This is a genomic window from Alloiococcus sp. CFN-8 (assembly GCF_049943125.1).
Classification (GTDB): Bacteria; Bacillota; Clostridia; order Clostridiales; family Clostridiaceae; genus JAEXZL01.
On sequence record NZ_CP188040.1, the window covers coordinates 2,349,143 to 2,370,946 of the forward strand.

Consider the following 21,804-nt stretch of genomic DNA (forward strand, 5'->3'; position numbering starts at 1 on the left):
TCAATGTATAGTTTCGCTGAGATTAATTGTAAAACCGTAAACTAATTAGAACCTAGACATATAACGTCAATCGTTATAACGTCTGAGCGAACAGTAAGCGAAGTAATGCGAGGAGCCGAGGAACGAAGGCACGGAGCGTACAAAACCGTACGTGAGTACCGTAGTGACGAAAGCGACGAAGCAGTACGCAGCTTAATGTGAGCGAATATGGTCAAGCTACAAAGGGCGCATGGTGAATGCCTTGGCATCAGGAGCCGATGAAGGACGTGATAAGCTGCGATAAGCTTCGGGTAGGCGCACATAGCCAGTGATCCGGAGATCTCCGAATGAGGAAACTCACATGGGTAACCCCATGTATCCATAACTGAATCCATAGGTTATGGAGGGTAAACCCAGGGAACTGAAACATCTAAGTACCTGGAGGAAGAGAAAGAAAAATCGATTTTCTTAGTAGCGGCGAGCGAAAAGGAAAGAGCCCAAACCGGAAACTTGTTTCCGGGGTTGCGGACAGAACAACAAATGCAGGAGATGACTAACCGAAGCCAGCTGGAAAGCTGGGCCATAGAAAGTAACAGCCTTGTAGGTGAAAGTCATTAAGTGCCAGTTCTGATCCAGAGTACCACGAGACACGTGAAACCTTGTGGGAAGCAGGGAGGACCACCTCCCAAGGCTAAATACTACCTGATGACCGATAGTGAAGAAGTACCGTGAGGGAAAGGTGAAAAGAACCCCGGGAGGGGAGTGAAATAGAATCTGAAACCATGTGCCTACAACCGGTCAGAGCACCTTATGTGTGTGATGACGTGCTTTTTGTAGAACGAGCCTACGAGTTACGGTATGTAGCGAGGTTAAGTACTTTAGGTACGGAGCCGAAGGGAAACCGAGTCTTAATAGGGCGACTAGTTGCATGCCGTAGACCCGAAACCGGGTGACCTATCCATGGCCAGGTTGAAGCGGAAGTAAAATTCCGTGGAGGACCGAACCACGTTGGTGTTGAAAAACCATGGGATGAGCTGTGGATAGCGGAGAAATTCCAATCGAACTCGGAGATAGCTGGTTCTCCTCGAAATAGCTTTAGGGCTAGCGTCGGATATGAGTAGCGGAGGTAGAGCACTGAATGGGCTAGGGGGCGTATAGCTTACCGAACCTTATCAAACTCCGAATGCCGCATACTATGAGTCCGGCAGTCAGACAGTGACAGATAAGTGCCATTGTCAAAAGGGAAAAAGCCCAGACCGTCAGCTAAGGTCCCCAAGTATAGATTAAGTGGTAAAGGATGTGGGATTTCTAAGACAACTAGGATGTTGGCTTAGAAGCAGCCACTCATTCAAAGAGTGCGTAATAGCTCACTAGTCGAGAGATCCCGCGCCGAAGATGTCCGGGGCTAAAATCTATCACCGAAGCTACGGATTGACACTTTTAGTGTCAGTGGTAGGGGAGCGTCCTGTATGGGCTGAAGTCGTACCGTAAGGAGCGGTGGACTGTACAGGAGTGAGAATGTAGGCATAAGTAGCGAGAAATGGGTGAGAATCCCATTGGCCGAAAACCTAAGGTTTCCTCAGGAAGGCTCGTCCGCTGAGGGTTAGTCGGGACCTAAGCCGAGGCCGAAAGGCGTAGGTGATGGACAATCGGTTGATATTCCGATACTGCTGTTAATCGTTATTACCGATGGCGTGACGCAGGAGGATAGTGTGTGCCAGCTATTGGATGCTGGTCTAAGCACTTAGGTATACAGGATAGGCAAATCCGCCTGTATTAAGCTGAGGTGTGATGGGGAAGGCCCTACGGGGCCGAAGTACATGATTCCACGCTGCCAAGAAAAGCGTCTAGGGAGAGAGACAGTACCCGTACCGCAAACCGACACAGGTAGGTGAGGAGAGAATCCTAAGGCTGGCGGAAGAATTGCAGTTAAGGAACTCGGCAAATTGACCCCGTAACTTCGGGAGAAGGGGTGCCATGGAGACATGGCCGCAGAGAATAGGCCCAAGCAACTGTTTAGCAAAAACACAGGTCTCTGCTAAAGCGTAAGCTGATGTATAGGGGCTGACGCCTGCCCGGTGCTGGAAGGTTAAGGGGATTGCTTAGCGCAAGCGAAGGCATGAACTTAAGCCCCAGTAAACGGCGGCCGTAACTATAACGGTCCTAAGGTAGCGAAATTCCTTGTCAGGTAAGTTCTGACCCGCACGAATGGCGTAATGACTTGGGCACTGTCTCAACTGCAAATCCGGCGAAATTGTAGTGCAAGTGAAGATGCTTGCTACCCGTGGTTGGACGGAAAGACCCCGTAGAGCTTTACTGCAGCTTAGCATTGAGTTTCGGTATTGTCTGTACAGGATAGGTGGGAGACTGGGAAACAGGGTCGTCAGGCTCTGTGGAGTCAACCTTGGGATACCACCCTGACAGTACTGGAATTCTAACCGGGCACCATGAAGCTGGTGACGGGACATTGTTAGGCGGGCAGTTTGACTGGGGCGGTCGCCTCCTAAAAAGTAACGGAGGCGCTCAAAGGTTCCCTCAGAACGGTCGGAAATCGTTCGAAGAGCGCAAAGGCATAAGGGAGCCTGACTGCGACACCTACAAGTGGAGCAGGGACGAAAGTCGGACTTAGTGATCCGGTGGTACCTCGTGGGAGGGCCATCGCTCAACGGATAAAAGCTACCTCGGGGATAACAGGCTGATCTCCCCCAAGAGTCCACATCGACGGGGAGGTTTGGCACCTCGATGTCGGCTCGTCGCATCCTGGGGCTGAAGTAGGTCCCAAGGGTTGGGCTGTTCGCCCATTAAAGCGGCACGCGAGCTGGGTTCAGAACGTCGTGAGACAGTTCGGTCCCTATCCGCCACGGGCGCAGGAAATTTGAGAGGAGCTGTCCTTAGTACGAGAGGACCGGGATGGACTGACCTCTGGTGCACCAGTTGTTCCGCCAGGAGCACAGCTGGGTAGCTATGTCGGGAAGGGATAAACGCTGAAAGCATCTAAGCGTGAAGCCCACCTCAAGATTAGATTTCCCATAGCGTAAGCTAGTAAGACCCCTCGAAGAACACGAGGTTGATAGGTCGGAGGTGTAAGCACGGCAACGTGTTCAGCTGACCGATACTAATAGGTCGAGGGCTTGACCAAAATAAATGACGACTTTACAAAACATCATTCTGTATGCAGTTTTGAAAGAACAAGATTCTTTCAGAACATCTGGTAATAATGCCGTGAAGGTAACACCCGTTCCCATTCCGAACACGACGGTTAAGCTTCATAGGGCCGATGGTACTGCAGGGGAAGCTCTGTGGGAGAGTAGGAAGTTGCCAGGTTTTTATGTGGCTAGATAGCTCAGTCGGTAGAGCAGAGGACTGAAAATCCTCGTGTCCCTGGTTCGATTCCTGGTCTGGCCACCAGTTATTGGCGCTATAGCCAAGTGGTAAGGCACAGGTCTGCAACACCTTCATCCCCGGTTCAAATCCGGGTGGCGCCTCCATGAAAAAAGCTTCTTTTGTCTAACGACAAAAGAGGCTTTTTTCAATTATATCCGTTCCTGGGAGAAACGGATGATATACCTTACGGTATGATATCTGCTGCGCAGATGATATATGCTACGCATATAAAAGATTAAGGACAAGGAAACGGATATTATATCACACTTCTGAAGGAAGTATATCATGCGGAGCAGGCCGTATATCATATCGCCTAAGCGATATATCATTTCATTATCTCTATCCTTCTACACACCAATTCCAAAATCACAATATAAAATGAATATTTCTGCCAAAGAAAGTATGCTATAATTATAAGGCTAAGGGGTGATAATATTGAGAAAAGAATATATAACCTATCCTTCTAATTTACCAGTTAATATTACTTATTGTAGGGTTATTAATTATCCTATACATTGGCAGAATTCCATAGAAATCATTTATGTTCTTAAGGGCTCTGTTTATATAACCATAGATACTGACACTATTAAGGTAAAAGAAAATAATTTAGAAATTGTAAATATTGATGAGGCCCATAGGCTTTATAGTGATGAAGATAACGAGGTTTTAATTTTTCAAATAGACCCTTTGTTTTTTGAAAAATATTATAACGATATAAAGAATATGTTTTTTTATACTAACTCTGAAGATAAGAATTCTCAGCAGGGTGAAGCTTATGAGGAGCTTAGAACATTTCTGTCCATTATCCTTTGTGAGGCAATTCAAAGAAGGGAAGATTATGATGAATATATAGAGAGAAATCTCATAGACCTTCTTTATCATCTAATAAATAACTTTAATTATCTAGTGTATGATCAGGAAGAGCTGAAAGAGTCTGGAGAAGATTTAGAGAGGTATCATAGAATATCTAAGTATATTTATAATAATTACAACAATAATATCACTCTCCAGGACATAGCTGAAAAGGAATTTTTAAGTACCAATTATCTTTCTCATGAAATTAAATATGCTACAGGCTATTCCTTCACAGATCTCGTAAATCTTACTAGAGTTCAGGAGTCTATAAAGCTTTTATTAGACACGGATATGAGCTTATCAGATATTTCCTTGGAGGTAGGCTTTTCTCATACGAGATATTTTAATAAGCATTTTAAACTGAATTTTCAAATGACTCCAGCACAGTTTCGAAAAAAACATAAGCTATCTGAAAAGGAATATGAAAAACAAAAGCAGCTTATTGAATTTCCTATAGAAGAAGCTTTAAATAAAGTGATACCTTATATTGAGGATTACGAACGCTATAATTTTATAAATAAAATATTTAAGATTGCTATTAACGGCGCACAGGATCTGGGGGAGCTTAAAAAGGAATTTAAAAATTATATAAACCTAGGAGAAGCCTTTGATCTTTTAATTGAGGATAATAAGGATATGCTGGAAGAGCTTCAGCGAGAGATTGGCTTTGTATATGGCCTATTAGAAAATATTATTTCCACTGATATGGGCATATTCCCGGGAAATAACTTTTATAACTGGAGCAGGGTAAGGACAGTTATAGAATATGTAGAAAGCATAGAACTGATTCCTTTAATAAAAATTGATAATAAGCTCTTTAGTGGAGATAAGCTTACTTCAGTACTGACGAATTTTATAGAATACTTTATGGAGATGGAGACGGTGGTCTTTAAAAGATTTTCCTTTCTTCTTTCATCTGAACTTACAGAAAAGGAGGAGGAGGCATTAAAAGAGATTCTCGAGGATAAACATTCCTTAAAGGTTATAAGAGAGTTGGATAAAAACCCATTGGATGTGAATTATATATATGATACAGCTTATATGCTTCCTTTTATAATACATCAAATTAATAAAGAAAAGAAAAATCCTAGTTACCTACGGCCCTATGATATATTAGAGAGAGAAGTAAGGATAACCAATGAGGTATTCTTTGGCTATCCAGGTATTATGAATGACAAGGGAATAAAAAAACCCTCCTATTATGCCTATTATTTACTCAACAAAATGGGAGAAACACTAATAGCTTCAGGAGATGGATATATCGCCACTAAAGGTCAGGGGATATATCAGATTTTAATTTATAGCCATGGAGAAGAAATAGAGGAGCTATTACCCTTTGAGAAATATAATAAGGCAAGAGCAATACAGAGAGCTATTCAGAGAGATTATTCTATAAATATAACCAATGTGACTTCTAATGCTAGAATAATCAGTTATCAAATAGATGAGAGCTTTGGTTCCTCCTATAATTACTGGCAGTCCATGGGAAGGCCAAAAAGGCTGAACAAGGAAGAAGAGGAGATAATGCACAAAGCCTCATTCCCCAAAATAGACTTTCAATACAGTAAAAAATCTACTGTTATAAATATTAGAAGAACCATAAATTCCTATGGTGCAGTATTAATAATTATTAAAGAAGTATAAAAACACCTCTTCTGTAGGTGTTTTTTGCTTTTTGGTAGAAAATATAAAAATAGAGAAAAGCGTATTAGTCCTTTTAACGAAGTTTATTAGTGAAAGAAAAAAGGCAGTTTAAATGGGATAATAAGAAGGTAGGAAAGATTCTATAGCGTAAACCAAGAATTAAAAAGGAGGTGTTTATAGCTATGGACAATAAAATTTTTACTTCAGGTAATACTAAAGCCACACTTCTTCGTTTTGCAATCCCATCAATTATTTCGTTATTAGTTATAGAGCTATATTGTATGGTTGATACAGTGTTTGTAGGAAGATATGTAGGTACGGAGGCTATTGCAGCCTTGACCCTGGCCTTTCCAGTTCAGAGACTTTTAAGTGCTCTGCCGCTACTGGTAGGAGTGGGTGCTACTACTTTAGTAGCGAAACATTTAGGTGAAAAGAATATTGGAGAATTAAAAATTACCATAAGAAACTCCATCTTTTTAACTGCTATTATTTTATTAATTACTATGAGCTTTTTATTTATTTTTAAAGATAGAATAATATATTTCTTAGGTGCAAGCAGCGCCACCTTCGATTATGCCGATAAGTATATAAGCATAATAATGCTAGGAGGTCTCTTCCAGGGATTATCAATAACTATGTGTTCTATAATGACAGCCTTAGGTGATACAAAAATAACTCTCTACTCAAATTCTATAGGTGCTATAATAAATATATTTATTAATTACTTATTGATTGTGGTTTTATCACGAGGAATTGAGGGAGCAGCTATTGCAACAACTTTATCTCAGGTCGTAGCCTTCTGTTATACCTTAAATAAGTTTTTAAAGCTTAGAAAATATTATTCTTTAGAAGGTATAAAGAGCAAGAGTTCTATTTCCATTGGGATAATAGGCACTATCTTAACTATTGGATTCTCTACCTTTGTCATTGAAATCTCTGATGCAGTTGTATCCATCATTTTAAATAACCTGCTACTCAGCAGAGGTGGTGATGCTGCAATAGTTATGGTAGGAGTTATAACTAAAATATCGATGTTTATGTTTATTGCTATCATAGGAATCAGCTCAGCTATGCAGCCCATAGTAGCTTATAATTATGGAGCAGGAAATTATGATGAAATGAAAAAGACCTTGAAGCTTTCCTTAAAGGTGGTATCCTTTATATCAGTTATTTTCTGGGCTATACTTGTTCTTTTTTCCAATAATATCATTGGTTTCTTCCTAGAGGATAAAGCATTACTAGCTGAGACGGTAAGAGCATTTAGAATAAGTATCTCATTACTGCCTGCAGTAGGTATATATTATATTGCTATTCATTTTTATCAGTCTATTGGAGATGCCAGGAGTTCTTTTCTTCTATCAGTGTATAGACAGTTAGTAGTATTTATACCAGTAGTATTGATACTGGTTAATTACTTAGGAGTTAACGGGGCATGGCTATCTTATCCAATCTCCGACGGAATTTCTGCTATAACCTCTGTATTTTTCCTCTATAAGCTGTGGAAGTTTGACTTCAGTGAAGAAATGGAAAGTAAAGGACTGCAGAATGCATAATATATTATTGAATGTAAAAAACACTCTAATTTAAGAGTGTTTTTTTATTTCTTTAAAGCTATTTATCTCACCACGGGCTCTAAAACCTCTATTTTTTTATTCTTACAATCCATTCTAATCTTAGCTCCAATGGGAAGGGTTAGATTAGGATAGCTGTGGCCACTGCATAGACCAGTGATTACTGGTAAATTAAATCTAGTGATTCTATCCTGTAAAACTTCTTTTACGGTAAGTGATCCTCCATCTGAAGAATCGTCACAATCTGTAAAATGTCCAAGAATTATACCTCTACAGCTTCTTAGCTTACCAGAGAGCAGTAAGGCTGTAAGCATTCGGTCTATGGTGTAAGGCTTTTCTCCTATCTCTTCTATAAAAAGAATCTTATTATTAAGGTTAACCTCATAGGGAGTACCTAAGGAGGCATAAATCAAGGAGAGGTTGCCGCCTGCAAGTCTTCCTTCTACATTGAGATCACAGTTTGACTCAATAGGATGATTCTCAGGATTTAAAATGGTATATGGCTCATAGCCTTCCATGATAGTTTTGAAAAAAGAAGCTCTGGTATACTCCTCGGAAAAGTCAGAGGAGGCCATGGGGCCGTGGAAGGTAATGGTTTTAAATCTATCTGCTATATAGTTTAAAAATATTGTTAAATCACTATAGCCTACAAAGATTTTTAGATTATTATATAAAGCATTGTAGTCCACATAAGGCATCATGCGCATTGTACCATAGCCACCCCTATAGCATACAATAGCATCCACCTCCTTAAGGGAATACATCAGGTTTAAATCCTCTGCTCTATCAATATCCTTACCAGCTAAGTATCCATGACTGTCATAAAGATGGCTGCCTTTTATAATATTAAAGCCTAAGCTAGAAAAGGATGAAAGCTTTTCATCTATTTCCTGCTTAGGCCTCGGAGAGGCTGGTGCAATAATTCCTATAGTGCTAGCCTTTGTAATTCTTTTTGGAAGCTTCATAAATAAATCTACCTCAAATAAATTGCTATTATAAATATACTATGGGATTTTACATTTATGCATCTGTTATGAATATATTATAAAATCTTATAGTATTGCAGATGAAGTATTTTATTTTTAGAACATATCCTTCTTATATAAGATTGCAATTGAAGCTAAGGATAATCCTACTATTAGACCTATTATAATATAGAAACCATTAGGATTACCGGAAAGAGGGATGTATTGCATGTTCATACCAAAAAGTCCAGAAATCATATTTGGAATCGCCATAACAATAGTGATAGAAGCTAACAGCTTCATTACAATATTTAAGTTGTTTGAAATTACAGAAGCAAAGGCATCCATGGTGCCAGATAGAATGTTACTATAAATATCTGTCATTTCTATAGCCTGCTTATGCTCTATAATTACATCTTCTAATAAATCCTTATCCTCCTCATACTTCTGCATAAAGTCTATTTTTAGCATTTTTTCAAGAGTTATTTCATTAGACTTTAAAGAAGTAGAGAAATATACTAGAGATTTTTCTAGAGATAAAAGCTGTATAAGCTCTCTATTTTTCATGGATTTATGAAGCCTTTTTTCAATGAGTACGCTTTTCTTATCTATCTGTCTTAAATATAAAAGATAGAAGGTAGAGATCCTATTTAGTATTTGAAGTATAAAGCGGGACCTTTTAAAGGTAAAGAAGGATTTGATCTTTCCGTCTACAAAGTCCTGAACAATCTTGCTGTTTTTAAGGCATATAGTAATTATCTCTTTTTCTGTATGGATTATTCCTATAGGATAGGTATCATAAGTAAGAGAATTATCTTCCATTTCTGTAAAAGGTATATCTAGTATTATCAGAGTGTTATTATCCTCAGTTTCAATTCGGGAGGTTTCCTCATCATCTAAGGGGGCTTTCAAGAAATCCAGTGGTACTCCTGTCTTTTTTGAAACTAATACTAGTTCCTCTTCAGAAGGGGCAACAATGTTTACCCAACACCCAGGTTCCATAGTTTCAAGGCTCTTAAGGGTGTGATCATTTTCTGATATGCTTTTATATATATGTATCATAGTATCACCTCCATGTACTTTACTTTAATATTATAGCCTAAAGATGAGAGAATGTAGATAAAAACTTTAAATAATCATTAAGAGCTTTAAGGGAAAAAGCCAAGGAACTTATAGAAGTGATATAAGTAACTTGGCTTTATATACTATTTAAATTTTTGTATTATGATAGAATTCCTCCTTAACCTCTGATAAGAGATTTTCACTTCCTATCAAATCCAATCCTGTGAGGGCCAGGGCACAGGCGGCCTTTTCTGCCCTATCCTTTGCAAAATCTGTGAGGGTTGTGGAACCAAATTCCTTAGTTCCATAGGCTGCTCCTTCTTCCTGTAATATACCTATGTAAGGGTGAATGGAAGGACACTTATGGCTAACAGCCCCAAGGCTTAAAGAAGCTCGTGTAGACTTAAAGTCTTTTACTTCTATAATACCGCATTCCTTAAGATTGTGGCAGAATAACCGGGATAAGGTGATATTAGTTAATAACTCCTGATAAGGAGGGGAATAAAGAACTATTTTTGAGGATAAGTTCAGTTTTTTTTCTACAAAGGCAACAGTATCTCGAAGCTCCCTTTCCCCATAGTCTGCTATAGTGGAGTTTTCTCCTCTTATATAAAATTTTGCTGTAACCTCCTTTGGTAGAAGAAGAGGTGTTTCGCCTCCTTTTGAAAGGACACCCTCTATACTTAGTTTTTTTGAGAATCTTCTATTAAGGGAGTTGATTATATTAAAGGTAAGAAGCATTCCATCTAAAGCTGAGCTGGTTTCCTCATTAAGAAAGGATAAACCATCCTTACCAATATAGGTTACAGATAAAGGAGTGGTAGCAAAAGAAGTACCACTTTCAGAGGTTTCTGTATCTGGGTGTGCCATGAGTACAGCATCTATACCTTGAAAGACTCCTTGTTTCGCCATTGTAACCTTTGCACCACCAAAATATTCACCAGGACAACCTAACACTGTAATAGTACCTTTTAATTTTTCTACTGCTCTTTTAAGTCCTAAGGCAGTTAAAAGAGAAATGGCACAAAGAAGATTATGACCAGTGATATGGCCATGGTCTTCTACAGCATCATATTCACAGATTACACAGAGATTTGGATAGCCCTCTCCATAGGTAGCCTTAAAGGCTGTTTCTATCTCTAAAAAGTGCTCTTCTATTTTAAATTCATTTTCTTTTAAAGTATTTATTATTTTATTATATGCATTAAATTCTTTGTAGCTGGCTTCAGGATTATGATACATATAGTCAGAGAGCTTAAAAATCTCTTCCCTAGCATTAGCTATGATGCTTATAATTTCTTGTTTCATCTAAAGACCTCCCCAAAATTTATCATTTTTAGTTTATCCTCATAAGAAAAATATATTATAGTTATTTTAGTACTATTTTTTAAAATAAATTTTCTTCTGAAATACAGTGTGGACAAACTTTAAATAGCACATGAGCTGAATAAAATGTATTATACGAGGCAATAATTAAGATAAAAGATTTTAGGGGGTGTATTTCTTTTAAGGTAAAGCCTTTAAAGAAGAATTTCAATGAAAAAAAGCTGCATTCTATGTAGGAAGTCTAAATCTGATGGTATAGTAATAAACGGAAAAAGAATCTGTAAAAGCTGCGAAGAAAAATTAATAAGCATTAAAGCAGGAAATGACTTTTATGAATACTATAAGGAATGTATAAAAAGAGATATATTATCCTTGACTCTAAGGAATAAGATGATAAATTGTACGAGCTACAGCTAAGAGAAATGTAGATTATAAAAAGCAGCCTAAAAGCTGCTTTTTTAATGCCTAGAAAGTGATAATTTCCTGGGCATTGAAATTAGTAGCTTCATTCTATTCCAATGCTTGGTTTTAGGCCTTTCGAGAGATAATATAAAGGTTTTATAGAATACTTTGAAATAGCAATGGAAAAGTGCTATAATTATAAGGCTTAGGAGGTAGTTTATGAAAGGTTTATTTATTACTTTTGAGGGGCCTGAGGGGGCGGGAAAAACCACAATAGTGGAAGCGCTAAAAAGATATACAGAAGCTAACGGTATAAGCTGTATATATACTAGAGAGCCAGGGGGCATTTCTATATCAGAACAGATTAGAGATATTATCTTAAAAGAAGAAAATACTCTCATGGATGGGAAGACAGAAGCACTCCTTTTTGCAGCCTCGAGAAGACAGCACCTTGTGGAAAAGGTTATACCTGCTTTAAAATCTGGAAAGATAGTTGTTTGCGATAGATTTATTGATTCCTCATTAGTATACCAGGGCTATGCTCGTAATTTAACTATGGAGTCTGTAATGAGAGTTAATTCCTTTGCTATAGGGGAATATATGCCTGATATAACTATTTATTTAGACATAGATCCAGAGCTAGGCCTTTCTCGTATTTCAAAGAATACTGGAAGAGAGATTAACAGGCTCGATCTAGAAACACTGGATTTTCATAAAAAGGTTAGGGAGGGCTACAAGCTTTTAATAAAAGAGTTCCCTGATAGGATTATCGAAATAGATGCTTCAAAGGATATGGAAGAGGTATTTGAAGCTGTACTAACTGCTCTTAGGGGAAGCTTTAAAGAATTTGGATTATCCCTGTAGACACAATATATATTTTAACTAATTTAATAAACTTATATATAAAATTGTGATAGAATATAAGCATAATATCCCGTTCTTTAATATTTAACTGTTGGGAGGTGCTTATAATGAAATTAGTAATAGCAATAATACAGGATGATGATGCATCGGATTTATTAGATCTATTAACAGAAAAAGGATTTAGAGTAACTAAATTAGCTACCACTGGTGGCTTTCTTAAATCCGGTAATACCACTCTTATGATTGGTGTTGAAGAGGAAAAGACCAGAGAAGTCCTTGGAATCATTGAAGATACCTGCAAGGTTAGGGAGCAGGTAGTAACTACCCCTTCTCCTATGTCAGGCTCTACTGGAGTATATATTCCTTATCCAGTTGAGGTGCAGGTTGGGGGAGCTACAATTTTTGTAGTAGATGTAGATCAATTTATCAGATATTAATAAGCTTAGAAATGGAGGGAGCACAGTGTACAACTTTATAGGTCATGACTTGGTGAGAAGCTGGGTTAAGGATGCTGTAAAAGCTGGCTCCCTTCCTCATGCTCATTTAATAACCGGACAGGATGGAATAGGAAAAAGCTATTTAGCTAGAGAGATTGCCTCCAATATATTAAACGTTGAAAATGATAAACCACATGTGGATATAATAGAATTTAGGACGGAAAAAAAATCCTTTGGTGTGGATGAAGTAAGAATGATCATTGAAGAGGTTAATAAAAAGCCCTTCAGCAGTGATAAGAAGGTAATAATAGTTTATCATGGAGAAAAACTTACGGTTCAGGCACAAAATGCTTTTCTAAAAACTATTGAAGAGCCTCCAATGGGTGTACATATTATAATTACTACAGAAAGCACAGAATATTTATTAGATACTATAAAATCAAGATGTCAGATACATAAGCTTTTAAGGCTCTCTAAAGAACAGATGAGTAAGTTTCTTGAGCTTCATTTTCCTGATATAGATAGAGAAACCTATTCTATGGCAATTGCCTTCAGTGATGGTATTCCAGGAAGAGTAGAGCGTTTTTTAGTGGATGAGGAATTTAATAATATAAGAACCATAACTCTAAAAATCCTGGAGGATATTCTATCTAAGGATGAGACACTAGTGATAAAATATGAAGTAGAGCTAGCTAAGTACAAAAATAAGGAAGATGATATATTAAATAGTTTATTATCTTTTATTAGAGATATAATGATATATAAGGACCTAGAAAATTCTAGGATAATAGTAAATAGAGATAAGCTTGGGGATATAGAGAATCTTGCTAACAGATTTTCCTATACTAAGCTATACGAGCTTATTGAGATTATCAATAAATCTCGTGAGGCATTTTTTAGTAATGTCAGCTCTGCAGTTACCTATGATATTATGCTGCTTAACATGTTGGAGGTTTAGAATGATTGATGTAGTGGGAGTAAGATTTAAAAAGGCGGGGAAAATATATTATTTTGCTCCGGTGGATTTACACATAGAAAAGGGTGACTATGTAATTGTTGAAACTGCTAGGGGGATAGAGTTTGGAGAATGCGTGGTTGGTCCCAAAAAGATAACAGAGAAAGAAATTGTTTCTCCTTTAAAGAATGTTTTAAGAGTTGCAGATCATGAGGACATTAATAGACACGAGGATAACAAGAAAAAAGAGGCTGAGGCCTTTAATATATGCATGAGCAAGATAGTTGAGCATCAGCTTACCATGAAGCTTATCGATGTTGAGTACACCTTTGATAATAATAAAGTAATTTTCTATTTTACAGCAGAGGGTAGGGTGGATTTTAGAGACCTTGTAAAGGATCTGGCCACCATCTTTAAAACCAGAATTGAGCTTAGACAAATTGGAGTAAGAGATGAGGCAAAAATGGTAGGAGGACTAGGTCCTTGCGGAAGATCCCTATGCTGCTCCAGTTATTTAGGAGATTTTGCTTCTGTATCTATTAAGATGGCAAAGGAACAGAATTTATCTTTAAATCCTACAAAGATATCTGGTATCTGTGGAAGACTCATGTGCTGCTTAAACTATGAACAGGATACCTATGAGACTATTAGAAAGAAGCTACCTAAGGTAGGGTCAATAGTTGAAACGCCTCAAGGAAAAGGAGAGGTAGTGACAAACAGTGTGGTTAAAGAGTCTGTGAAGGTTAAAATAAAGATAAGGGAAGATGAAGAAACTCTTATACTAGCTAATATAAACGATATAAAGTTAATCTCTGGCGATTATGAGGATAGCACACCTATAGATGATGTGATAGTTGATATAGTTCCTGCTGATTAGGATGAGGTATAATCGTAAGGGGACTTTAGGAGGATGAATATGAAATCTTTATTAAAGGTGAGAAGCATTAATAGTACTCAAGATGTAATACAGGTACGAACTTGTATTTCTAAACATGAAGGCGTAATTGCTTGTGAGATTAACAAAGAAAAAGGCGAAGTAAGTATTGTGTATGATAATTATTTCGTTAAAGAGGAAGATTTTATAAGCTCTATTGAAGAATTAGGCTATACGGTGATATAAAATTAACAAATATAAAACATTATCTCTTTAAAAACACATAAGAACGTGTTAAAATGTATGTGTGTCTTGGGACATCCATTTTATTAGGAGGTGTGTGATTATGTCATTTGTAATTAATGATGCTTGTATAAGCTGTGGAGCTTGTGCTACAGAGTGTCCTGTTAATGCTATAGAGCAAGGGGATTCTATATACGTAATAGATGCTAACACTTGTATAGATTGTGGAAACTGTGCATCTGTTTGCCCAGTAGGAGCACCTACAGAGGGTTAATTAGAAAAAAACGGTTCATCTTAATAGATGAACCGTTTTTATTTGACAAGCCTTTCCGTAGATTATTTAAAGGGTATTATATAGCTTATAACATAAAAAATATATTCTTGTTGTATAGTTCACAACAATAAAGAAAAAGGGAAAGCTTTAGTTATTTTATTGTTTTGCTGTAATCCTTAAAGATAATAACCTTATTGATTTCTTGTGGCCTTTCTTTTATTGAAATATAAGCCTCATCTATCTTTGTGGCATTTTTCATGGAGAGTATAAAGCTTTCAGGTCCATCTAAGGGTATTAATATCTTAGGTGTTTTGTAGTGCATGGGAATTATGATTTTACTATTTATCCTTCGGCAAAGCTCACCAGCTGTATTTCCATCCAATGTAAAGTGTCCTCCTACAGGTATAAAAAGGACGTCTATATCAGTAAGCTTTAATAAAAGCTCTTCATCTAGAGGATGGCCGAGATCTCCTAGGTGACAGAGTCTATAGCCCTCCAGTTCTATTAGGAATATTGTGTTCTCGCCTCTTTTGAGTCCTCTGCAGTTATCATGATAGCTCTTAAAGCCGTTTATCCTTGCAAAGGAAAGATCGTAAAAGCCTGGTGAAGAAACAACTGCTTCCTTTCCTGAGAGGAAGCTTTTATTATTATGGTCTATATGGTCATGGCTTATAGTAACTATGTTAACCTGATCATCAAAAGGCTCTAAGCCTATATAACTATTGTAAGGATCTGTTAGTATCCGCCTTCCTAAAGAATCCTCTATTAAAAAGGATGAATGTCCAATCCAATATATTTTCATTATTAATTCCTCCCTCTAAATTATTGACTAATCTCTGTTATTTAATCATAAACAATATAGGAATTATTAGTATTATTAAGAAACAATGAGAAAATAGAAGTTAAGAGCTAAAATTAAAAAAAAATTACGAAAAAGTTCATATTTTATTTATTGCTTGGCAACAATAAAAATATTATTATTTTATTAAGGTCAAAGAAAGTCAAAAAGCTAGGTGATATTATGGCACGATTGTCAGACGTTATTGAACAATTTATTAAGGACCTTTTAAATGGAAAAGAAGAGGAGCTTCAAATTCAGAGAAATGAATTAGCAGATTACTTCAATTGTGCTCCTTCACAGATTAATTATGTACTAACTACTAGATTTACCTATGACAAAGGCTATATTATTGAGAGCAAAAGAGGAGGCGGAGGCTGTATCCTCATAAGAAAGGTGAGCTTCGATAATAAGCTTAGCAGATTAAAACGGCTTCTGGAGTATATTGGAAGTAGCATAACCTATCATAAGGCAGCAGCATTATTAGAAAGCCTGTATGAAGCTGAGCTTATTACTGAAAGAGAATTGAATATTATTAAGCTTACAGTGAATGATAGAACCTTAGCAGCAGGAAGTGATAGGAATAAATTAAGAGCAGACATACTAAAATCTATTATATCAATAATACTTTCGTAAGGAGGATGGGGAATATGCTCTGTGATAAGTGTCAAAAGAACCCTTCTACGGTGCATATAGTTAAAGTAATAAATGGGGATAAAACTGAAGTGAATCTATGCGCTGCCTGTGCCCAGGAAAATCAAGAAATAGCCTTTCCTGGAGCAAGTATTTCACCCTTTTCTTTTCAGAATCTTTTAAGTGGTTTTGTAGACCATATGGGAAAAATAGCAGATCAAGAGAGTAAGCCAGTGGTTCGCTGTAGCAGCTGCGGCATTACTGCAGAGGAATTTAAAAGAAGTGGCCTGGTTGGTTGTGAGCAATGCTATAAAACCTTTACCTCAATAATAAATCCCATTATTCAAAGAGTACAGGGGAAGACAGAGCATAAGGGAAAGTTTCCCCAAAAAGCTACAAGAGAGCTTATAAATAAAAAGAAGGTTATAAAGCTCAAGGAAGAATTACAAAAGGCTATTTTAGAGGAAGAATATGAAAAAGCAGCTATGATTAGAGATGAAATAAAAAATCTCCAAAATAACAAGGAATAGGGGTGTGGGGCAATGAAAAACTGGATGTATGATGGCTCCTCAAGAGTTGAGCCTATTATAAGCAGCAGGATTAGGATAGCCAGGAATTTAAAAAATATATCCTTTCCCCATAAACTGAATAAAGAGAAAGCAGAGGAGATAATTAAGAAGTTTGAAGATGCCTTTTATGTTAACGAATATATGAAGAGGGAATACTCTACTCAGAGGCTGTGGGAAGAGGAAGAAAACAAGCTTCTCAGCTTTCAGGAAAAACATTTAATAAGCCCTAACCTTATAAGAAGTAGAGAAAAATCTGCCTTTATAATAAATAGGGAAGAGACTGTAAGCATAATGCTTAATGAAGAGGATCATATGAGACTACAATGCATAAATAGTGGTTTTGATTTAAGGGAAGCTTATGCTACTGCAGATAAAATTGATACTCTCCTAGAGGATTCTTTGGATTATGCTTTTCATGAGGAGCTTGGATATCTAACCTCCTGCCCAACGAACATAGGAACAGGATTAAGAGCTTCAGTTATGATTCATCTTCCTGCACTGACAATAAATAAAGAAATAACTCAGGTTTTAAAAGCCTTAGCACAGGTTGGAATGACCATAAGAGGGCTTTATGGAGAAGGGTCAGGTGCTGAAGGTAATATCTATCAAATTTCTAATCAGATAACCTTAGGGCTATCAGAAGAGGAGATAATTGAAAATCTTGAAGCTGCCATAGGCCAGATATTACAGCAGGAGAATAGAGCTAGAGGTTATCTATTAAGTAATTATAAATATGATATGGAGGATAAGATTTTTCGATCATTGGCAATACTGGAGAGCGCTAGAGTCTTGAAGTCCAAGGAAAGCTTAGAACTCTTATCTAATGTTAGACTAGGTCTTGAGCTGGATTTAATAAAGGGAATAGATAATAGTATAATAAACGGTATTCTTGTAAATTCTCAGCCAGCTACTCTCCAATACAATATTGGCAGAACCCTTACTGACAGGGAAAGAGATGTAGAAAGAGCTAAGTTTATGAGAGAAACCTTAGGGAATTTAATTTAGTTAATGGAGGTAACAAAATTATGATGTTTGAAAGATTTACAGAAAGAGCACAGAAGGCAGTTATGATGGCTCAGGAAGAGGCTCAGTACTTCAAGCATGGTTATATTGGTACAGAGCATATACTTCTGGGAATATTAAGAGTAGAAGGGTTTAGTAAGGATATTTTGAATGGCCTCGGGGTAACAGAAAGCTCCGTTAGAAAGCTTGTAGAAGAATACGTAGGCTTTGGAGATATTGAGATAGCAAGAAATGAAATAGCCTTGACCCCAAGAACTAAAAGACTTTTAGATCTAAGCTTATATGAAGCAAGAAACTTTGGTCATAATTTTATAACCCCTGAACACATGCTTCTAGCTCTTATAAGAGAACAGGAGGGCGTAGCTTACACAATATTAGTGAATCTCAATGTTCAGATAGATAAGCTTAGAGCCGATGTGGTTAATAGTATAAATGGAAAGGCTTCAGGTAGTTCTCCTCAAGGAGCAGGCTCTGCTAAAAAGAATGATAACAAGACACCTACCCTTAATCAGTATGGTAGAGATTTAACGGTTATGGCTTCGGAAGGTAAGCTTGATCCTGTTATAGGAAGAGAAAATGAAATCCAGAGAGTTCTTGAGATATTAAGCAGAAGAATTAAAAACAATCCTTGTCTCATTGGTGATCCTGGTGTAGGTAAGACTGCTATAGCAGAAGGTTTGGCTCAGAGAATAGTTTCTGGAAACATGCCAGAGCTTCTAAAAAATAAGAGGGTTGTAACCCTTGATTTATCTTCTATGATAGCAGGTGCAAAGTATAGAGGAGAATTTGAAGAAAGATTAAAAAAGGTAATGGAGGAAATCAGAAAGGCTCAGGATATAATACTATTTATCGATGAAATCCACACTATTATTGGAGCTGGAGGTGCAGAAGGAGCAATAGATGCATCAAATATTTTAAAGCCAGCCTTAGCCCGTGGAGAAATACAGTGTATAGGTGCTACAACCATCGATGAATACAGAAAACATATAGAAAAGGATTCTGCCTTAGAAAGAAGATTTCAGCCTGTCACCGTAGGAGAGCCTACTAAGGAAGAAACCATAGAGATTCTTAAGGGTCTTAGAGACAAATATGAGGCACATCATAGAGTGAAATTTACCGATGAGGCACTGCTGGCAGCAGTGAACTTATCTGATAGATATATTACAGACCGCTACCTTCCTGATAAGGCCATTGATCTTATCGATGAAGCAGGTGCTAAGGTTAGGATTCAAAATCTTACAGCACCACCAGATTTGAAGCAGATAGAGGATGATATAGAAAAGGTTACAAAGGAAAAAGAAGATGCAATAAGCGTTCAGGACTTCGAAAAGGCTGCTTCCTTAAGAGATAGAGAAAAGGAATTAAAGGAAAAGCTAGAATCACAGAAGAAGCACTGGAATACTCAAAATAGCTTCCAAACCCAAGAGGTAGGAGAAGAACAAATAGCAGCAGTAGTGGCTAAATGGACTAATGTCCCTGTGGAAAAGCTTACTGAAAAGGAATCAGAAAAGCTTATGAAGCTGGAGGAAATTCTCCATAAGAGGGTAATAGGACAAGAAGAAGCAGTTAAGTCTGTTGCTCAGGCTGTAAGAAGAGCAAGAGTTGGTCTTAAAGACCCTAAAAGACCTATTGGCTCCTTCATATTCCTGGGACCAACAGGGGTAGGTAAAACTGAGCTATCAAAAGCATTGGCCGAGTCTATGTTTGGAGATGAAAATAATATCATCAGAATCGATATGTCAGAATACATGGAAAAGCATACGGTATCCAGACTTATAGGTTCTCCTCCAGGCTATGTAGGCTATGATGAAGGTGGCCAGCTCACTGACAAGGTAAGAACTAAACCTTATTCTGTAGTACTCTTTGATGAGATAGAAAAGGCTCATCCCGATGTATTTAATGTTCTTCTACAGATTTTAGAGGATGGAAGGCTTACTGATGGTAAAGGTAAGACTGTAAGCTTTAAGAATACTATAATAATCATGACCTCTAATGTAGGCGCTCATACTATTAAAAAGCAGAAGACCCTAGGCTTCTCTATTTCCGATGAGGCCTCAGCAGCTAATGATTATGAAAAGATGAAAGATAATATTATGAATGAGCTGAAGAATTCCTTTAGACCAGAATTTTTAAATAGAATTGATGATATTATAGTATTCCATCAATTAGAAGAAAAGGATCTTCAAGAAATAGTAAAGCTCATGCTAGGCTCTGTAGGTGAGAGGCTTGAGGATCAGGATATTTATATTTCCTTTGATGAAAAGAGTGAAAAGCACTTAGCTAAGGAAGGCTTTGATATAACATATGGTGCTAGACCTCTAAGAAGAATGATAACAAAGGTTGTAGAGGATAAGCTCAGCGAAGAGATGCTCATGGGAAATATAAAAAGAGGAGATAGAATTACTGTTACAGAAGAGGAAGGGAAGCTGAAGTTTGAACACAGCAAATAAAATAAATATAGGTGCCATCTCAGGCACCTATATTTTTTATCTTCATGCTTTTTATGATAATATTTATTAAAGAATCCTCAACTCCCCTTGATTTTTTTAACTTTTTAGTATATTATAACGATATACCCCCTAGGGGTAATAGGGTAATATTTTTATCAATTGTAGTTAAAACTAACGGAGATGAAATATTTATAAGGAGAATGATTTATGAGTAAAAAAATTAAAGAATTAGACCTTATGATTATAGGTGGAGGTCCTGCTGGACTTACTGCAGCAATATATGCAGGTAGAGCTAAGCTAAACACCCTTTTATTAGAAAATGAGCTGGTTGGTGGACAGGTAAGAAGCAGCTATACCATAGAAAATTATCCTGGCTTTAAAACTATAGAAGGACAAGAACTTGCTGATAGAATGAGAGAGCAGGCTGAAGAGCTGGGAGCGGTTATTGATGAATTTGATACTATAGAAAAGGTGTATTTAACTAATGATGACAAGGTTGTTGAAACAGAGAGCTATATTTATAAGCCTAAATCAGTGATTATTGCCACTGGTGCTACGCCTCGAAAGCTTCCTATACCAAATGAGGAAAAATTCTCTGGAAAGGGAGTTCATTACTGTGCCGTTTGTGATGGTGCTGTTTATGAAGATAAGGTATTAGGAGTAGTGGGAGGTGGTAATTCAGCCTTAGAGGAAGCTTTATTCCTAACAAAGTTTGCATCGAAGGTAATTATGCTTAGAAGATATGACTACTTCAAGGGAGAAAAAGCTACCTTAGATGAAGTTTTGAATAATCCTAAAATAGAAATTAAGTACAATCACGATTTAGTTAATCTTGAGGGAGAAGATTTTGTTGAAAAGGCTATTATTGCTAACACTAAGACCGGTGAAGAATTTGAGATGCCAATAGATGCGGTCTTTGGATATATAGGAACAGTTCCGAAGACAGATCTCTTTAAAGGCTTTATAGATCTTACTACCCAGGGGTATATTCCTACGGATGAAAACATGCAGACCAATGTTAAGGGTGTGTTTGCAGCTGGTGATGTAAGAACTAAATCCTATAGACAGATAACTACCGCAGTGGCTGATGGTACAATAGCAGCTCTAGCAGCGGAAAAATGTATTTTAGAGAAGGGAAGATAATAGATTATGATTAAAATTTATTCAACAGAATGGTGTCCGTGGTGTGTTAAGGTGAAAAAGTATCTTGATACTAAAGGCCAGAGCTATGAAGAGATAAATGTTGCTGATGCAAAAGAGGATAGAGAAGAGGTCTTTAAAATTTCAGGGCAGAGATCTGTCCCTGTAGTAGATATTGATGGTACTGTTATCGTTGGCTTTGATAGAGAAGCAATTGATACAGCCTTAAACCTCTAGACATATTTTTTGTGTAAGATAAATTTACAAATTATTTAATATTTAGACATCCGAATAGGAGTAAACTAAAGAAAAGGAG

At 37.2% G+C, this 21,804-nt stretch carries 19 protein-coding genes, 2 tRNA genes and 2 rRNA genes; 19 read left to right on the plus strand and 4 right to left on the minus strand.

Going from position 1 to position 21,804, the window contains the following annotated elements; translation table 11 throughout:
- The first annotated feature begins 209 nt into the window (after positions 1–209).
- The 6 genes from ACPWSR_RS10835 to ACPWSR_RS10860 all read left to right on the plus strand — a co-directional run bounded on the left by ACPWSR_RS10835 (position 210) and on the right by ACPWSR_RS10860 (position 7,415).
- A 23S ribosomal RNA gene (locus ACPWSR_RS10835) occupies positions 210–3,118 on the plus strand.
- A 68-nt stretch (positions 3,119–3,186) separates the two neighbouring features.
- Positions 3,187–3,303 (plus strand): 5S ribosomal RNA (gene rrf / locus ACPWSR_RS10840).
- 8 nt (positions 3,304–3,311) lie between these two features.
- Positions 3,312–3,387: transfer RNA gene (locus tag ACPWSR_RS10845), tRNA-Phe, on the plus strand.
- 6 nt (positions 3,388–3,393) lie between these two features.
- A tRNA-Cys gene (locus ACPWSR_RS10850) sits at positions 3,394–3,467 on the plus strand.
- A 331-nt stretch (positions 3,468–3,798) separates the two neighbouring features.
- A complete protein-coding gene (locus ACPWSR_RS10855; RefSeq protein WP_426348243.1) occupies positions 3,799–5,862 on the plus strand; it encodes a helix-turn-helix domain-containing protein in 2,064 nt (687 codons plus the stop codon).
- A gap of 182 nt (positions 5,863–6,044) precedes the next feature.
- The gene (locus ACPWSR_RS10860; RefSeq protein ID WP_426348244.1) at positions 6,045–7,415 is read left to right on the plus strand and encodes an MATE family efflux transporter; all 1,371 of its coding nucleotides are present in this window, start codon (positions 6,045–6,047) and stop codon (positions 7,413–7,415) included.
- Between the two features lie 62 nt (positions 7,416–7,477).
- Here ACPWSR_RS10860 and ACPWSR_RS10865 read toward each other — a convergent pair whose 3' ends face one another.
- The 3 genes from ACPWSR_RS10865 to ACPWSR_RS10875 all read right to left on the minus strand — a co-directional run bounded on the left by ACPWSR_RS10865 (position 7,478) and on the right by ACPWSR_RS10875 (position 10,768).
- Complete coding sequence (locus ACPWSR_RS10865; protein ID WP_426348245.1) at positions 7,478–8,398, minus strand: S66 peptidase family protein; 921 nt, start codon at positions 8,396–8,398, stop codon at positions 7,478–7,480.
- Positions 8,399–8,515: 117 nt separating this feature from the next.
- Entirely contained in the window at positions 8,516–9,460 is a 945-nt protein-coding gene (locus ACPWSR_RS10870) for a magnesium transporter CorA family protein (RefSeq protein WP_426348246.1), read from the minus strand.
- 147 nt (positions 9,461–9,607) lie between these two features.
- Positions 9,608–10,768, minus strand: coding sequence for a hypothetical protein (locus ACPWSR_RS10875; RefSeq protein WP_426348247.1), 1,161 nt, complete (start codon positions 10,766–10,768; stop codon positions 9,608–9,610).
- Positions 10,769–10,996: 228 nt separating this feature from the next.
- Here ACPWSR_RS10875 and ACPWSR_RS10880 point away from each other — a divergent pair, with 228 nt between their 5' ends.
- From ACPWSR_RS10880 to ACPWSR_RS10910, 7 genes are all read left to right on the plus strand, one after another.
- Positions 10,997–11,203: a sigma factor G inhibitor Gin gene (locus tag ACPWSR_RS10880; protein WP_426348248.1), complete on the plus strand. Its 207-nt coding sequence runs from the start codon at positions 10,997–10,999 to the stop codon at positions 11,201–11,203.
- A gap of 204 nt (positions 11,204–11,407) precedes the next feature.
- Positions 11,408–12,052, plus strand: coding sequence for a dTMP kinase (gene tmk, locus ACPWSR_RS10885; RefSeq protein WP_426348249.1), 645 nt, complete (start codon positions 11,408–11,410; stop codon positions 12,050–12,052).
- Between the two features lie 107 nt (positions 12,053–12,159).
- Positions 12,160–12,489 carry a cyclic-di-AMP receptor gene (locus tag ACPWSR_RS10890; protein ID WP_426348250.1) on the plus strand — a complete coding sequence of 110 codons (330 nt, stop codon included), beginning with the start codon at positions 12,160–12,162 and terminating at the stop codon, positions 12,487–12,489.
- A 25-nt stretch (positions 12,490–12,514) separates the two neighbouring features.
- Positions 12,515–13,447 carry a DNA polymerase III subunit delta' gene (locus ACPWSR_RS10895; protein WP_426348251.1) on the plus strand — a complete coding sequence of 311 codons (933 nt, stop codon included), beginning with the start codon at positions 12,515–12,517 and terminating at the stop codon, positions 13,445–13,447.
- Between the two features lies 1 nt (position 13,448).
- A complete protein-coding gene (locus ACPWSR_RS10900; RefSeq protein ID WP_426348252.1) occupies positions 13,449–14,321 on the plus strand; it encodes a PSP1 domain-containing protein in 873 nt (290 codons plus the stop codon).
- Positions 14,322–14,354: 33 nt separating this feature from the next.
- On the plus strand, positions 14,355–14,564 hold the full coding sequence (locus ACPWSR_RS10905) for a heavy-metal-associated domain-containing protein (RefSeq protein WP_426348253.1): 210 nt from the start codon (positions 14,355–14,357) through the stop codon (positions 14,562–14,564).
- A gap of 100 nt (positions 14,565–14,664) precedes the next feature.
- Positions 14,665–14,835 carry a DUF362 domain-containing protein gene (locus ACPWSR_RS10910; protein WP_426348254.1) on the plus strand — a complete coding sequence of 57 codons (171 nt, stop codon included), beginning with the start codon at positions 14,665–14,667 and terminating at the stop codon, positions 14,833–14,835.
- A 151-nt stretch (positions 14,836–14,986) separates the two neighbouring features.
- Here the strand turns inward: ACPWSR_RS10910 and ACPWSR_RS10915 are convergent, their stop codons facing one another.
- Positions 14,987–15,637 carry an MBL fold metallo-hydrolase gene (locus ACPWSR_RS10915; RefSeq protein ID WP_426348255.1) on the minus strand — a complete coding sequence of 217 codons (651 nt, stop codon included), beginning with the start codon at positions 15,635–15,637 and terminating at the stop codon, positions 14,987–14,989.
- 219 nt (positions 15,638–15,856) lie between these two features.
- Here ACPWSR_RS10915 and ACPWSR_RS10920 point away from each other — a divergent pair, with 219 nt between their 5' ends.
- The 6 genes from ACPWSR_RS10920 (at position 15,857) to ACPWSR_RS10945 (ending at position 21,725) form a co-directional block, all read left to right on the plus strand.
- The gene (locus tag ACPWSR_RS10920) at positions 15,857–16,309 is read left to right on the plus strand and encodes a CtsR family transcriptional regulator (RefSeq protein ID WP_426348256.1); all 453 of its coding nucleotides are present in this window, start codon (positions 15,857–15,859) and stop codon (positions 16,307–16,309) included.
- 14 nt (positions 16,310–16,323) lie between these two features.
- On the plus strand, positions 16,324–16,836 hold the full coding sequence (locus tag ACPWSR_RS10925; RefSeq protein WP_426348257.1) for a UvrB/UvrC motif-containing protein: 513 nt from the start codon (positions 16,324–16,326) through the stop codon (positions 16,834–16,836).
- A gap of 12 nt (positions 16,837–16,848) precedes the next feature.
- Complete coding sequence (locus tag ACPWSR_RS10930) at positions 16,849–17,880, plus strand: protein arginine kinase (protein ID WP_426348258.1); 1,032 nt, start codon at positions 16,849–16,851, stop codon at positions 17,878–17,880.
- A 23-nt stretch (positions 17,881–17,903) separates the two neighbouring features.
- Positions 17,904–20,348 (plus strand): ATP-dependent Clp protease ATP-binding subunit, encoded by a 2,445-nt coding sequence (locus ACPWSR_RS10935; protein ID WP_426351379.1) that lies wholly within the window; start codon positions 17,904–17,906, stop codon positions 20,346–20,348.
- Positions 20,349–20,555: 207 nt separating this feature from the next.
- The gene (gene trxB / locus ACPWSR_RS10940; RefSeq protein WP_426348259.1) at positions 20,556–21,491 is read left to right on the plus strand and encodes a thioredoxin-disulfide reductase; all 936 of its coding nucleotides are present in this window, start codon (positions 20,556–20,558) and stop codon (positions 21,489–21,491) included.
- A 6-nt stretch (positions 21,492–21,497) separates the two neighbouring features.
- Positions 21,498–21,725 carry a glutaredoxin family protein gene (locus ACPWSR_RS10945; RefSeq protein ID WP_426348260.1) on the plus strand — a complete coding sequence of 76 codons (228 nt, stop codon included), beginning with the start codon at positions 21,498–21,500 and terminating at the stop codon, positions 21,723–21,725.
- Positions 21,726–21,804: the final 79 nt, after the last annotated feature.

Coding starts and splice junctions, on each gene's coding strand:
- ACPWSR_RS10860 (WP_426348244.1), top strand. CDS start 6,045: ATGGACAATAAAATTTTTACTTCAGGTAATACTAAAGCCACACTTCTT.
- ACPWSR_RS10865 (WP_426348245.1), bottom strand. CDS start 8,398: ATGAAGCTTCCAAAAAGAATTACAAAGGCTAGCACTATAGGAATTATT.
- ACPWSR_RS10870 (WP_426348246.1), bottom strand. CDS start 9,460: ATGATACATATATATAAAAGCATATCAGAAAATGATCACACCCTTAAG.
- ACPWSR_RS10875 (WP_426348247.1), bottom strand. CDS start 10,768: ATGAAACAAGAAATTATAAGCATCATAGCTAATGCTAGGGAAGAGATT.
- ACPWSR_RS10880 (WP_426348248.1), top strand. CDS start 10,997: ATGAAAAAAAGCTGCATTCTATGTAGGAAGTCTAAATCTGATGGTATA.
- tmk (WP_426348249.1), top strand. CDS start 11,408: ATGAAAGGTTTATTTATTACTTTTGAGGGGCCTGAGGGGGCGGGAAAA.
- ACPWSR_RS10890 (WP_426348250.1), top strand. CDS start 12,160: ATGAAATTAGTAATAGCAATAATACAGGATGATGATGCATCGGATTTA.
- ACPWSR_RS10900 (WP_426348252.1), top strand. CDS start 13,449: ATGATTGATGTAGTGGGAGTAAGATTTAAAAAGGCGGGGAAAATATAT.
- ACPWSR_RS10905 (WP_426348253.1), top strand. CDS start 14,355: ATGAATATGAAATCTTTATTAAAGGTGAGAAGCATTAATAGTACTCAA.
- ACPWSR_RS10910 (WP_426348254.1), top strand. CDS start 14,665: ATGTCATTTGTAATTAATGATGCTTGTATAAGCTGTGGAGCTTGTGCT.
- ACPWSR_RS10915 (WP_426348255.1), bottom strand. CDS start 15,637: ATGAAAATATATTGGATTGGACATTCATCCTTTTTAATAGAGGATTCT.
- ACPWSR_RS10920 (WP_426348256.1), top strand. CDS start 15,857: ATGGCACGATTGTCAGACGTTATTGAACAATTTATTAAGGACCTTTTA.
- ACPWSR_RS10925 (WP_426348257.1), top strand. CDS start 16,324: ATGCTCTGTGATAAGTGTCAAAAGAACCCTTCTACGGTGCATATAGTT.
- ACPWSR_RS10930 (WP_426348258.1), top strand. CDS start 16,849: ATGAAAAACTGGATGTATGATGGCTCCTCAAGAGTTGAGCCTATTATA.
- ACPWSR_RS10935 (WP_426351379.1), top strand. CDS start 17,904: ATGTTTGAAAGATTTACAGAAAGAGCACAGAAGGCAGTTATGATGGCT.
- trxB (WP_426348259.1), top strand. CDS start 20,556: ATGAGTAAAAAAATTAAAGAATTAGACCTTATGATTATAGGTGGAGGT.
- ACPWSR_RS10945 (WP_426348260.1), top strand. CDS start 21,498: ATGATTAAAATTTATTCAACAGAATGGTGTCCGTGGTGTGTTAAGGTG.